The following is a 14,604-nucleotide window of genomic DNA, read 5'->3' on the forward strand; positions in this document are numbered from 1 at the left end:
AACGACTACTGACATTTTTTATATACAAGGTCGCACGGCAACACCTTTTAAAAGAAACCACTGAATGAGAAACAGACACAAAAAAGCCGCATTTAAGCGGCTTTTTAATCTTACTAAGACGTAATTTGCCTTAATGAAGGCTAACCTTAGTCGATAGTTATTAAGAACCAGTTACTTCGTCACATGCTACAGTGATTTCAGCTGACTCATCAGTACCATCTGCTGTGATAGTAAAGTTTTGAGCGCCTAGGCCCGCAAACTTAGCACCACGTGGTACTACGCGTACTTCATATGAAGAAGCTTCTACTAGGTCTGTTAGCTCGTATGTACCGCCAGTACCTGTAGCTGATTCAAAGCCTTTGTTTTCTAAACGGTATTTAACTACAGCACCTGTTAGTGGTGTCGTTACTGTGTTGTCGTTTTCACAAACAGCAGTTACTGCGAATGACTCAGCAACCAGTGTAACAGGGTTAGATAATGCAACGTTTACGTTACCACAAACTGACACTTCAGTTTCGCTATCGAACCATGTGTTACCGTTTTTGTCTTTAACAGTTACACGTGCAGTTGCATCCGCAGCAATACCTTTTTGTGATGCCTTGTTTGCAGAAATAACAGTTTGTGATGTAGAACCTGCTTTTGCTTGTACAGACGCTTTATAGTCGCTAGATTCCATCTTAACAGTTAAACCGTTAGCTGGGATTTCGTCACCAGAGAAAGTTACATTGATGTCTGATTGACATGCATCGAATGTATCTACCGCAGAGAAAAACGTAAGGTGGTCAGTCATGAATGAGCCAGCATATGTGCCGTTTTCTTCATTCAAAGCACCAATAGTTACTTTGTTTGTCTCAGTAGACCAAACACCCGTGTCTTCGTTGTGAGAAGTTAGCGTTAGTTCATCACCCGTTTGTACAGCTTCACCGCTACTTAGTGTAGTTGTAGCTGGAATTGCCATTGTTACTTCGATAGGCTTGCTGAACTTCTTGATTTTGTTACCAGCATCGTCGGTCATTACGATGTTAGTTACAGCAACTGGAGTTTTAACTTCAGCAGCACCTGCTGCGTTAAGACCTTCAGGAAGAATAGCACCCGCACTTGCTGACGTGCTATCAGCAGCAGTAACATTTAGTGAAATTGTAGAACCAGATACTGGGTTGTTGTTTGCATCAAATAGCTGAGTATTTGCTGGAACCGAAACGTCAGCACCTGCTTTACCAGATTCAGCTTTTGCAGAGATTACTTCAGCAGTTGTCGCATCAGTTACAGAAGCTTCTACAACTTTATCAGCTAGGCCTTCAGCGTTCTTAGAAACAAGCTCTAGTTGAGCAGGGACTACAGACTCGCCTTCAGCAAGTGTTAAATCAACAATAAAGCTCTTAGATACATAACCTTCAGCTGTTACGTTAACAGTAATTGAATCAACAGAAGCGCCTTCTTTCAGTGTGAAAGTAAAGTCACCTTCAGTTGCGTCAATCACGTTTACTGCAGTGCCATTTACGTCAACAGTGTTTGCACTTAGTTCACCATTCTCAAGTAGAGTTACTTGAGCTTTGATCGCGTCGAAGTCTGCATTAACAACGTTGCCGTTTACAACTAGCGATAGCGCATCAGGAGTCTCAGGTGCAACGATTACTGGATCAGTAGGCTCCGGTGGAGGCGTGATAGTTACGTTGTTGTCATCATCGCTAAAACAGCCTGAAAGCGTTAGCGCAGACGCTACAGAGAGCGCAAGAAGAGATTTTTTATTTGCAATCATGATTAGTCCTTGTTTTCTTTTTTATTAACAACGCCACGTTAGCGTGTTAACACATAAAAAAAGCCCCATTGCTAGCAATGAAAGCTTCAAATTAAAATTTGCATTACAGACAGGGACTAAGTCACTCCCTGACCCGATTCAACATGGGCTTTACAGTCAAAACTATGACCAAGATATAAACAGCCCACAATGACCCCGCTAATTTATCACAGTAAAGCGCTAGATCCAACCGCTTGATTTAGTTTGAAAGTAGGATACCGTTGGTACACTAAATACACAATGAATGAAGTTAAATTTATCGCAAATAATTGCAACATAATGATTATTGATTAACGAGGTTTAAATTGTAAATGTGTAGCGATTGCTTCAATGCAGCTATCTTCACGAGCGTCACGATATAAAGTTAAAAAGAGAATCGCGACCCGAAACCACGGGGTTACTCCGCACGGCTTACTCCGTGAAAACACACCTAAATACCACTTTGGTAGCAGTGGGTTATCCCGCGATAAACGCATCGCGACATAAAGTCGCCGCTACTAATTATCGCAGGCTTACCCGTGACCATCTCTTATTTATAGGTCAAATACACTTCTCTTAGTCGAGCCAAGTTACTATATACATAGCTGCTCGATAAACGACCTTGATTGAGGAATGTTTTATCAATATTAACCGGTGTATTTACTAAATGGCCGCGACCTACAGCAATGGCATTTTTTGATTCACCAATTCGCGTACTTGCAGCATGGCGCCACGCCTCATTTCCTTTAACTTGACCATAACGTGTTGGTGCCATGTCTTTTCTAGGTGTAAGTGGAATGCTAAAAGATATACCCGCGATTTGCACATCAGTATCTTGCGCAAATATGGACACGTAACTGTCACCAAACCAAAAGCGCGTTTCTAGCTTAACGCCACTATCCTCATAAAAGAACTTACCAGCTGTGGCATGAAAACTAACATCTTGCTCAACCCAGTTATAACGATAAGACAAGGTTTGATAATCCTTATCTAAGTCATAATCATCATACTCAAAGTATCCAAGCTCTGCTGAAAATTGATGACGACCATTGTCACTCAACCAAGTTGTTTCGTTCTTAATACCTGTGTAATCATTAAACTCTTTAAAAAAGCCGATATGTGTTTGGTTATAAATACCATAAGGCAGTGCAAATGTTTGATAGATAGTCGCTTGTGTTAAGCCACTTTGTTTAGCCAAACGACCAAATGCTTTTCCATCATCGTAGTCACTCGTATTCGCAACTTCGGTTTCGGCACTTAAATTAATACCACCGCCATACCACATTGGTACATCAACATCTGCTTTTAAGGCGAGTGAAAAATCATAAACTCCCAGCTCCGTTGCCAACCTTGAGTCCAGTGCAGGACCAACGGTTAATCTTGGTTTAAAGTACGCGCTATTTGCCTTTGGCATACCAACCCAAGACACACTACCAATTGGGTCCATTTCGCCTCGACGAATATCCATATCAGGTGTAGTGCCAGTATTTACGAACTCTCTATAATTATTAATGTGGCCTCGCAATGCTAACATTGGAATACCACGATTTAGCAATTGAACAGTAAACTGCGCGTTCGGCTCGTTCACATGTTCAGCAATACGACCTAATACTAAACCAATTGCATCTATGTCGTTGCGATTAAAAACATAGTTTTCAAAACTCACGACAACATGAGGGTCTCGATTGAAGCCAACACTTACCGACTCAAAGCCGTCTTCCAAGAGCGCCGCTTTTAAAGCGCGCGTTTGCATTGTTAGAGATTTTTTATATTCATCACGCTCTGTGACTTCTTTTTTCGCTTCAGGAAGAGGTTTACGGGCGAGACGGCGCTGCTCCTCATAATGAGCTTTAAATGCGGCTTCTCGCTTGGCGTCTGCGTCAAGCATTGGCGCTGGAGCTGCTTCTAATGGGTCATTTAATGTTGCCTGCTCAAACAAAGGCATGGAGAAGTTTACACCCCAAAAGGTGTCTTTTTCAGCGTGATCAGTATTACTGTAAAACTTACTGGTAAGCGTTAAAGTACCCACATCGTAAATCCATGCTTTTGGTACTGTTAAGCGCAAACCGGCATTAACCGCATCAGCATCATGTTCCACTTGCACAGCTAGCCAGTCTAGTGGCTGCCACTCAATACCCGCAAATGCGCCATCCATTTGCCCGGTTGCGCGATCGCTTACCGCAAAACCCGCTGAAAATCTAAAGTCGTTCCATTCACGAGAACCTGCCAAATAATAGGTTTCATAGTTATTTGCCGCTCCGCCAAGGTCTTTACCACCTACAGCTAAGTTAAACCACTCTTTAGGCACAAAAGGGAGTTGATATTTTAAGTTAAATGAAAGGTCGCGAGTTTGATTTTCACCATTAGCTTTAGCAGTAAAAAGATTGTCATGCATTGTATTAGAAGCAATCATACCGCTTACCTCTAAACCGTCAAACACACCCGCTGAGAAAATATAGTTGTGACCATCGAAGTAGCCATTGCCACTGTGATCAAGTTGGTTATTGTAACCAATATCTATACTTCCCTTTTCAAGCACCTCGGCAGTAGGGGTATTAAAAATACCAGTGTACCCCGCAAATGCAGTGTAGTTATTTATTTGGGTATCAGCTAAAACAGGTATGCTTGCAAGTGCAATGCTACCTGCAAGAATCGTATTTATTTTTGACATGTGCGCAGACCGATTTTTATTTTCAATTCTTGAATTAAATGTGGCAGAGCAAATTAACCAGCTCAGCCACCGTTATAAGTATTATGTAGACATCGTACAATGAAGTATAGAAAAACCCAACCTCGTAGCAGCGGGTTTATCCCGAGATATAAGCGTCGCGACATAAAGTCGCTGCTACGGATACATAGCTCCGCGATAAGATCGTTACGCGTTTCTTAAATTAACCACTTTCTGCTCGGACTCACGTTGCGCTTCAAGCACTTGGCGTTTTTCATTCCACACCAAATCACAAATACCGTCTGTAGGATTAAAGCCCGTAGGCGCCTCTAGCAACAGTTTACGAATAAGCTCATGATCAAAATTATGACAAGCCGTGTCCATTGCACTCATAAAAGACTCTAGCTCTGCCATTGGCAGTTTTACCTCGTTGGCCGTCATGATCCGTGGATGAGAGGTTTCTTCTACATTGTCACCAATCAATAACTCTTCATATAACTTTTCACCTGGGCGCAATCCTGTGCATTCAATTTCAATATCGCCATGAGGGTTTGACTCTGATTTAACTTCTAAGCCAGAAAGATGCACCATTTTGGTCGCTAAGTCTTTGATCTTAACAGATTCACCCATATCTAACACAAATACGTCACCACCCTTACCCATGGCACCCGCCTGAATAACTAACTGCGCAGCTTCCGGTATGGTCATAAAAAACCGGGTGATATCTTTATGCGTTAAGGTAATTGGTCCACCTTCTTTAATCTGCTTACGGAATAGAGGCACAACTGAACCACTAGAACCAAGCACATTACCAAAACGTACCATGCAAAAACGGGTATTTTTAGACGTTACTTTACTTTCAGCCAAGGCTTGTAACACTAACTCTGCCATACGCTTGGTTGCACCCATTACATTGGTAGGGCGCACCGCTTTATCTGTAGAGATTAATACAAAGGTCTCTACTCCTGCGTTAATAGCGGCTTTAGCCGTGTAATAAGTACCAAATACATTATTACGAACACCCTCAACAACATTTTGCTCTACAAGCGGTACATGCTTGTAGGCTGCGGCATGGTAGACAGTTTGCACCCCAAAGGCTTTCATGCAAGTTTCAATACGGTTGATACGTTGCACTGACCCCATCACTGGTACTATTTCCAATGATACACCTTTATTCAATGCAAGCTGATTCAGCTCCTTTTCAATGCTATATAAACCAAACTCAGACACCTCAAAAAGCACCAGCTTTTTAGGTCCATTTAATATAATTTGCCTGCATAGTTCAGAACCTATAGAACCGCCTGCACCGGTTACCATAATGACTTTATCTTTTATATTTGCAGCCATCAGCTCTGCTTGTGGCGCTACTGGGTCTCTGCCCAATAAGTCTTCAATTTCAACTTCTTTTATCTCATTAAGCTGCGCTTTACCGTCGATAACGTCTGCCATACCTGGCACCGTCATCACCTCGAGCGGCAGTTTTTCTAACTTAGTGAGTATTTCTTTACGGCGAGAACGCGATACGCTTGGTAAAGCAAGCAAAACCTTATGCACTCGCTTTTTATCTATCAAATTATAGATTTCGTCAAAGGCAACAACGGGGATCCCTTGGATAATAGCATTATGTTTGGTAGCGTCATCGTCTAGGTACGCCGTAACATAATAGTCAGGCCCTGTTGCTAGCGCAGTAGCTAACTGCCGACCAGCATCTCCAGCGCCATAAATAACCACTGGGGTTTTAGTAAATGAGGTTAATCGCCAAATAAGTGCTCTTACCAAAATACGCGAGCCCCCCACTGAAAGTATCATCAACCACGCATAAATAAAGGGCATAGTACGAGGAATGGCGGTTTGCGTAAAAAATGAAGACAACACTAAAATCACGGTACTAATAACTGTACCAAATACAACAGCACCTACGGCATTTGCCCCAACGTAACGGAGCACAGCGCGATATAAACCAAGTTTTACAAATATCACCAAGCTAATTGGGAGTAACAACGCGAGGATTAACCAGTTATTAAAATTAGCCAGTGGTGTTAGGCTATCAAGGCGAACAATAAGCGCTAACCAAAAGGCTGAGACTATAAAAACTGAATCTAATACGAGCGTGAGAAGTCGTTTTTGGCTACGAGAAGCGCCAAGTAAGGCGCGAAACCAACTATCCATTGTGTTCCCTTTTTATTCCAATCCGAATTAAAACCGCAGACGAACTAAAGCATAGTACATGTTGCAGTATACACAAAAGTAGCAAAAATGTATGAGGAAAATATGGAGGATGCGTGCGCACCCTTCCTATTTATAGTGATGCTTTGTGAAGTACTTGCTTTACTACCTCACAAGTTTTGCTGATTTCTTCAGTAGTAAGCGTTGGGTGCACCAAAAACATTAAAGATGTTTCACCTAACTCTACTGCATTCGTTAAGCGCTCTTTTGGTCGCCAAGGCGTACTATCAAAGGCTTTTTCTAGGTAAACTTCTGAGCAGCTACCTTGAAAACAGGGCACGCCAAGCGTGTTGATTTCGTCGACTATGCGATCTCTTGTCCAACCTTCCCTAAGCGCCGCAGAGTTTACAAACAAATAATGTTTATACTCTGCATGCTCAATATAATCCGGCACGCGCACTGTACGTACCACATTGAATGCTTTTGCAACTTGATCTATCGCTTGAGCATTGTTTTGCCTTTTAGCCGTCCAGTCTGACATACGAGTAAGTTGAATACGCCCAATCACCGCTTGCATTTCTGTCATACGCCAATTAGTGCCAAAACTCTCATGCAACCAGCGAAATCCCGGGGGGTGTTCACGATTGTAAATGGCATCAAAGCTTTTACCGTGGTCTTTATAACTCCACATTTTTGACCATAGGTCTTTGGAGTTTGTAGTAACCATTCCACCTTCACCACCAGTGGTCATAATTTTATCTTGGCAAAATGACCAAGCACCTATATGGCCTATAGTACCAACTGAACGACCCTTATACTTAGCACCATGTGCCTGAGCACAGTCTTCTATAACATAGAAGCCATGCTCTTTACTGAGGGCCATGATTGCATCCATTTCAGCAGGCATCCCAGCTAAATGCACCACAATAACTGCTTTTGTTTGAGGTGTTAAAACCGCTTTAATAGACTCAGCAGTAATAGCTTGGCTATTTAAGTCAACGTCGGCAAATACAGGTGCAGCTCCCGCTGTAACAATACTACTTGCAGAAGCTAAGAAAGTACGAGGAGTAGTAATAACCTCATCTCCTTCGCCAACGTTCAATGCTTTCAACGCAATATCTAACGCTAATGTGCCATTACCAAGTGCAATCGCATATTCAGCACCAGTCCAAGCTGCAAACTCTTTTTCAAATTCACGCCCTTCTGTACCTGTCCAGTAATTCACTTTGTTAGAAAGTACAACTTTACTTACTGCGTCTGCTTCTTGCTGAGTAAAGCTAGGCCAAGGGGAAAACGGGGAATTTAACATCTTAATCCTTCACAACTTTAGCAGGGTTACCATATGCTGTAACACCTGCAGGAACATTTTGTACAACAACAGAACCGGCACCAATAATCGCTAGTTCTCCAACTTCAATCAACTGTTTAAAAGAGCTCCCAATACCTACCCACACTCCACTGGCAATTTTACAGCCGCCGGCAATGGCTGAACTTGGGCATATATGAACATAGTCCTGTATAAAACAGTCGTGCTCAACTGTCGCATTCGTGTTGATGATAGAGCCCCGACCGATTAGAGCAAAAGCGTTGATCACTGCACCAGCCATAACGACTGTACCTTCACCAATGTTAGCTAATTTACTTACCGTAGCACTCGGGTGGAGCAATGCAGGCGTTTTAGCTCCAAGAGCTAACAGTTTCTCTAGCTTCTCTTTTCTAATTTGATTATTACCAATAGCAACTATTACGCCTTCATAATTATCGAGTCTTTGAGCTAACGCTTCCGAATCTCCAACTACAGACCAGTGCTCAAGCTTGCTCTTAACTTCAAATGCATCATCAAAGAACTCGACGTGATAACCGTTTAATTCAGCGATTTCCGCTATTACTTTTCCGTGACCACTTGCCCCTAAAATAGCCAGCTTAGCCATCATTTTGATTTCCTTTGAACGGCTCCATAGTCACGTGTCCATCACCACTTATTCCTTCGCGTACAAAGACTTTTTTTACGGTCAAAAAGAGTATTTTTATATCGAGTAAAAAGCTTTGATTTTCTACATACCAAACATCAAGCTTAAATTTGTCTTCCCAGCTAATTGCATTACGGCCATTTACTTGTGCCCAACCAGTAATCCCAGGGCGGATATTATGGCGGCGCGCTTGCTCAGGACTATAAAGAGGTAAGTACTGAACGAGTAAAGGTCTAGGTCCAACTAAGCTCATATCCCCTTTAATCACATTTAGCAACCCAGGTAGCTCGTCTAAGCTAGTTGAACGTAAAAAACCACCAAACTTGGTCATGCGCTGGTCATCTGGCAATAAGTTGCCCTGCTTATCTTTACCATCAAGCATGGTTCTGAACTTCATCATCTTGAATATTTTGCCATTGAGGCCAGGCCGAGCTTGAGTAAATAAAATAGGAGAACCTAATTTAAAATGTATCAACACTGCAACAACAATTATTACTGGCATTAAAATGAGTATTGCACACAAAGCAACTAAAAAATCAAAGATGCGTTTCATTTGTAAAATTCCTTTTCATAGGCTTCCCAAACAGTGACTGACTTAAAATTTCTCTTGGCCCAGATGGCACTTTCAGAATATTCATCTTTTAATTTTTCTTTTGAGTGAATATAACCTCCAATTTCCTTAACTATTAGTTCCACTTCTTGGAAAGGAAATAATTTACCACTTACTCCATTACATACACTATCCCTAACTCCAACCACATCGTAACCAAAAGTAGGAACGCAAAACCCTGCAGCTTCAAGCGCTACATTACCAAAACCTTCTCTGTGTGATAGAAATAGATGTAAATCAGCCAACTTGAAAAAACACCTAACATCAGAAGTTTGATCAAAGTGAAAAAAGTTATCAAAACCCGAGAGTCGAGCTATGATATCATCCGCAAACTCATCCTCTATGCGCCCAACAAGAACTAGCTTAAATTCAGGGTAGTGCTTTAAATTATTAAAAATTGCTTCAAGCTCAACAACACCTTTATCAATACAAATACGACCGACACATACAGCTATGAAGTCAGACTCATTATAGCCAATTTCTTTTTTAAGTTTTAATAGCTCATCTTTCACTGAAGGTGAGTTTACCCAGTCAAAATCTAAGCCGTTAGATGAACCATTTAGTAAAACCGCAGATTTTCTAGAGTCTACAATTTTTTCTGCGATAAAGTTTTGCATAAGAGATTTAGAAATAAAAATACACTTACTACTAATAGATAAAGAAAGTCTATCTAAACATTCAAAGAATTTACGCTTTTTTCCTAAGTAGTTCTCATAAACTCGCCCTCTGACAATTGCGATTCGCTTTTTTTGAAGCGCCAAAGCTGAACTTATAGAACCTAACAAAAGGGCCTTAGGGGTTGAGTAAACTACAACATCAAATCGATTAAAAATAAAAAAAACAAAAAGCCTAAATATACAAAAAATATCTTTTTTAATATCAATTTCACGACTAAATGGCAAGTAGACATACCTACCAACATTTCTATGCTCCAAAATAGCTATTTGCTTTTCATCACCTCCTGAAATTAATGTTATTTCATATTTACCCGAATTAGATAAATATTCTAACTGCCCTTTCATTAAGTAGTTGAATGAAACCGCATCAGTAACAATAATGCATATTTTTTTTTTCATAGCTTAATGTCGTGCTTACTGTTTATTGTTGACGGATTGTCTAGTCGTGTCTTTATGTGCTTTGCAGGTACCCCAGCTTGAACACTATTATCTGATGTTGACTTAGTCACTACGCTGTTAGCGGCAACTAAGTTTCCTTTACCTATATTTACGTTTGCTGCAATTACAGAGTGTGCGGCAACCCATGTACCAAAACCAACTTGTATTGGCCCGGGATGTGCGCCTCCTCTTTTTACTGAGCCATCTTTAAAACCATGATTATTTGAAGACATTACTACATAGGGGGCCAAAACCACTTCATCTTCAAAAGTTACACCTCCGATAGCATTAATCCAACAGCCTTTCGCAATATATACATTATCGCCTATTTTAAAGCGATTAATAGCAAGTAAGGTAACATCTCGACCTAATGTTAACTTCCTTGGCATTCCGGGTAAAAAAAATGAAACCAACAAGCCTCTAATCCTGATACAAACGGAAATATCGGGCAACCAAGAAGTAAGAAGCTGCATAAACCATACAGGAAGTGCATATCTAAGCTGATATTTAATTTCTTTTATTAAATTCATTTATATAACTCACTCCAAAATTTTAATTTTTGTTTATCCATACTTTCTCTTGAATAGCTTTCTCTTATAAATAAACGATTCTCTCTACCCATATTCATTCTAAGCTTCTCATCCCTAGATAGTTTTAAGATTAAATCAGATAAAGCTTCTATTTTTTTTGCTTGCACTAAATAATCAGAATTTAGTACCTCTGGTATACCACCGACAAAAGTACCTATACAAGGCATACCTATTGCCATAGACTCAAGAAGAGAGCGTGGCATCCCCTCAGTATGAGATGGGATTATGTAAAGATCTGAATCAGCAATAATTTTAAAAAGCTTCTCCCGGTCCGTAATAGCACCTAAAAAATCGACATCTACACCTAGGTAGGCAGCTTGTTGACGAAGAGCACCTAGCTGGCTACCGTCACCAATAATCTTTAGCTTAGTCTTTATTTTAATTTTAGATAATGCACTTATAAGATCTTTGTGGCCTTTCTCTCCTTCTAAACGTCCTACAGAAACAAGATTAAACTCCCCTCCATAGCTATAATTTTCTTTTTGAACATTTATCTCATCGATATTGAAACTTGAAAATACATAACTTGGCTTCCTCGTGGAATAAATTGCTTTGCAATCTTCACTGACAAAACTATTTGCCTTAGACAGCAAAGCCTGTTTTTTAGCCAAACCATCTAAGAAATAAGCCAGCAATTTTATATGAATGCCTTTCCCTGCAAACCCTGTTACTCCTTCATATACATTCCCTGGATATTCTCTAAGGTACTGTTTTCTAAATAGAACAATAAAAACCCATAATACATTTGAAACATTACCGCTTCGAAGAATAAAGTAATCTTTTGACTTAACTAAATTAGATGCCCGAAACAATAAACTTGGGAGCTTAAAAATAAAACTTTTCAATCCAACATAATATGGCATAGGTATTACATTGACATTTTCTCCATCAACTCTTTTGTAATCTTGACTTATCGACTCTAAATTCTTAACTCTAGCTATCACTTCAACTTTATCAAAATATCTTAGATAATCCTTCCAATACAGATAAGGAAACGCCAACCGAGTATAATACTCCCCATTATAGAGATAAAAACGATGCTCTAAACTTACTCGGACTACTTTAACATTCATTTTTAACACACCAAAACCAATTAATAAAAATCAAATCTAAAAACATAGATAAAGAGTACACACTGCGTAAACAAACATTTTATAAAGCAAAGTCTTCACAAAAAATCAAAAAATATATGGTCATGAAAATAAAAGCCATATAAAGCTTCCTGCAAGCCAATCACTGCAATGCAAACCAAAAAATAGTTTATTTTATTACATACCTGAAAGCACGCGATAAAAGTCGTCAAACCTCTTTGTGTGTTCAAACCTTTCGCAAGTTTCCTTTTGCAAACTTATGTCTCTCGGAGTGTTATTTAAGTAAAGCTTTTCAAGCGCTTCAGAAAGGCCTTCTACATCTAACGGGTCATAAAGCTTATAGTGCTCGCTGGCTGTCTCTCGAATTGAAGCAATATCTGAAGCAACATATGGCAGCCCTAAAACCATAGCCTCAATAAGAGCGTTAGGCTGTCCTTCTGTAGTTGATGGGAAAAAATAACAATTCATAGTATTCAAAAAACGAGGGACATCGTTACGATTTTCAAATAAAAATATTCTTTCATTAAGCTGTTTTGAAACTACTAAAGATCGAAGATTCTCCAAGACACCATTTCCGCATAGAATAAAATATATATCTTGATACTTTTTCAGTAAAATCGCGGCAACGGCTAAGATTGTAGAATGGTTCTTAGCCTCATTAAAACGGCCTGTGTGGCCAATGACAAATGCTTGGTCAGGTATGCCAAAATTCTTTCTTAAATTTCCACTTTCTGCAAGTAATTCATAAGAGTTTAAACCATTGCGAATTACAGAAAAACGCTTATCGCCTTTCCATTTATTGGTATAAAAGTAATTTAAACCTGCTTCAGAGTTTGCGATTATATTAGTAGCAGTTGTTTTTACAATAAACTTCAAACAGTTACTACAAGCATTTTTTAAAAAGCTTTTCTTAAATCGGTCAGATGAATTGCGGTAGGAAGCAACACGTTTTTTCACCCGAGCGAAACAAGAAAATAAGAGAGGTAACGCTGAGAAGTTCCCTGTAAAATCACAAACTGCATCGATTCTATTTTTCTTAATAAAACAAGTAAGTTTTATGTGAGAGAAAAAATTAAAAACTCCTAACCGACCTAGAACAACATGAACATTTTTTATATTTTTATATTTATCTTTAAGCTGTCCAGCACTTCCGCTTTTACACCAAATATAAATCACATCAAATTCACTACTTTTTTCATTGAGAAATCTGAGTAGATAATTTTCTAAACCGCCACTATCTAGTGTTGAAACAAAAAAAATAATCCTCATTTTACTAGCCTTTATTTATGACGATTCGAAACTTACTCAAAAACAAAAAGAGCAGAAAGAGTAGAATCAGTGTAATTATTGCCACTGGGTGAACAAGAAGCAATAGAGTTGCAATTAAATAAGCGAGAACTTTTAACCCTAAAACTTTTAATTTATCTGCTTTAATTAAAAAATATATATAAAAAATAGGAAAAAGCAATAACCCGAAAAATCCTAAATTAGATACCGCTTCGGCAACGAAGGATGTAGTTAGCCCCCAACCATACATATAGGATCCACCGAAATCACCAAAAAAAGAATTCGTCAAATAAACTGCATAAGGGTAAGGTTTTTCATCCCAAACCTCTCTAGGAATAAAGAAAGTTAAGAGAAAAAGGTATGAAGCCCCGGCATAGGGAAGAACAGATTCATTATTTAAAAGCTCATGATATATAACAAACTTTAAGCTGTAGTCTCGACTGAAATCAATCCTTAACTCTTTCGCAAGTTCTAAGAGCCCGAGTGCCCCCTGCGTATTTTTCCCATACATAATTAGAAATACGTAGAATATTATTGATGAAAATAAAGTTAGTTTAACTAACGTCTTGCGAGTCACCGATTTTGTAATGAAGAATGCAGCAATTGTTAAAAATAAAAACAAAGCCACAACACTCCTTTTACCATGAATATATGAGTTCAAAACTGCAAAAAAAACCAATATCGCTATTACGATTACATAGACTAAATTTTTGTTTTTCTTAAACCTATAAACCCTTTCCGGTAATAGAATTGCAATTAAAACAATACTTACAATAGAAAACTTTGCCGCCAATTCTTGAAAGAAATTTGCTGAAGCTCTAATTCGTTTCGTATACTCTAAATAAAAAGAAAAATCAGCAGATAAAACAGCAAAAATAAACGGTAAAAAGATGATAACCCAAACAAATAACTGATATTTTTTCAGGTTATCAAAAGCACTTTTAATTTTAATCTCATAATCAGAATATGAGTTTACTCTACTAACCTGAGAAAAAAAATAGAACAAAACCAGAGTGATAGTGACATATAAATTATAGATTAATGTTGTAGTCTCATCACTTAATGCCTCATACGCTGCTGGACTATAAGCTGGGCCAAGGAATACATCTCCAGTTAAAAAATCAACAAGGCTAGGGAGAATATAAAAGAAGATAAAGACAGGTATTACAAAGTAGTAACCATTAATCCCACCTCTAAAAAAACTTCTCACTATAAAAAGCAGCAACAATAAAGTTACAGAATACATTACAAAAAAACTCAATTCATATAACATTATTTTAATCCAAGGTTAAAGCAAATCACAAATAACAAATCCAAACTTAATATGCAT

General features: G+C 38.9%; 11 protein-coding genes. All 11 read right to left on the minus strand.

The features are described from left to right. Nucleotides 1-160: 160 nt before the first annotated feature. The 11 genes from MHN30_RS04900 to MHN30_RS04950 all read right to left on the minus strand — a co-directional run bounded on the left by MHN30_RS04900 (nt 161) and on the right by MHN30_RS04950 (nt 14,547). Complete coding sequence (locus MHN30_RS04900) at nt 161-1,759, minus strand: hypothetical protein (RefSeq protein ID WP_239358723.1); 1,599 nt, start codon at nt 1,757-1,759, stop codon at nt 161-163. Between the two features lie 568 nt (nt 1,760-2,327). Next, nucleotides 2,328-4,448: a YjbH domain-containing protein gene (locus tag MHN30_RS04905; protein WP_239358725.1), complete on the minus strand. Its 2,121-nt coding sequence runs from the start codon at nt 4,446-4,448 to the stop codon at nt 2,328-2,330. A 204-nt stretch (nt 4,449-4,652) separates the two neighbouring features. Then, entirely contained in the window at nt 4,653-6,614 is a 1,962-nt protein-coding gene (locus MHN30_RS04910; protein WP_239358727.1) for a nucleoside-diphosphate sugar epimerase/dehydratase, read from the minus strand. Between the two features lie 130 nt (nt 6,615-6,744). After that, complete coding sequence (locus MHN30_RS04915) at nt 6,745-7,920, minus strand: DegT/DnrJ/EryC1/StrS aminotransferase family protein (RefSeq protein ID WP_239358729.1); 1,176 nt, start codon at nt 7,918-7,920, stop codon at nt 6,745-6,747. A 1-nt stretch (nt 7,921) separates the two neighbouring features. Next, nucleotides 7,922-8,545: an acetyltransferase gene (locus MHN30_RS04920; protein WP_239358731.1), complete on the minus strand. Its 624-nt coding sequence runs from the start codon at nt 8,543-8,545 to the stop codon at nt 7,922-7,924. Continuing rightward, nucleotides 8,535-9,134, minus strand: coding sequence for a sugar transferase (locus tag MHN30_RS04925; protein WP_239358733.1), 600 nt, complete (start codon nt 9,132-9,134; stop codon nt 8,535-8,537). The genes MHN30_RS04920 and MHN30_RS04925 overlap by 11 nt, the downstream gene beginning before the upstream one ends. Beyond that, nucleotides 9,131-10,267 carry a glycosyltransferase gene (locus MHN30_RS04930; RefSeq protein WP_239358742.1) on the minus strand — a complete coding sequence of 379 codons (1,137 nt, stop codon included), beginning with the start codon at nt 10,265-10,267 and terminating at the stop codon, nt 9,131-9,133. Before MHN30_RS04930 ends, MHN30_RS04925 begins: the two co-directional genes overlap by 4 nt. Beyond that, on the minus strand, nt 10,264-10,836 hold the full coding sequence (locus tag MHN30_RS04935) for an acyltransferase (RefSeq protein ID WP_239358744.1): 573 nt from the start codon (nt 10,834-10,836) through the stop codon (nt 10,264-10,266). The genes MHN30_RS04930 and MHN30_RS04935 overlap by 4 nt, the downstream gene beginning before the upstream one ends. Continuing rightward, the gene (locus MHN30_RS04940; RefSeq protein WP_239358746.1) at nt 10,833-11,969 is read right to left on the minus strand and encodes a glycosyltransferase family 4 protein; all 1,137 of its coding nucleotides are present in this window, start codon (nt 11,967-11,969) and stop codon (nt 10,833-10,835) included. Before MHN30_RS04940 ends, MHN30_RS04935 begins: the two co-directional genes overlap by 4 nt. Nucleotides 11,970-12,164: 195 nt before the next feature. Then, nucleotides 12,165-13,256: a glycosyltransferase gene (locus tag MHN30_RS04945; RefSeq protein ID WP_239358748.1), complete on the minus strand. Its 1,092-nt coding sequence runs from the start codon at nt 13,254-13,256 to the stop codon at nt 12,165-12,167. 4 nt (nt 13,257-13,260) lie between these two features. Further along, nucleotides 13,261-14,547 carry a hypothetical protein gene (locus MHN30_RS04950; protein WP_239358750.1) on the minus strand — a complete coding sequence of 429 codons (1,287 nt, stop codon included), beginning with the start codon at nt 14,545-14,547 and terminating at the stop codon, nt 13,261-13,263. Nucleotides 14,548-14,604: the final 57 nt, after the last annotated feature.

The sequence above is a fragment of the Pseudoalteromonas sp. OF7H-1 genome (assembly GCF_022347825.1).
GTDB lineage: Bacteria > Pseudomonadota > Gammaproteobacteria > Enterobacterales > Alteromonadaceae > Pseudoalteromonas > Pseudoalteromonas maricaloris.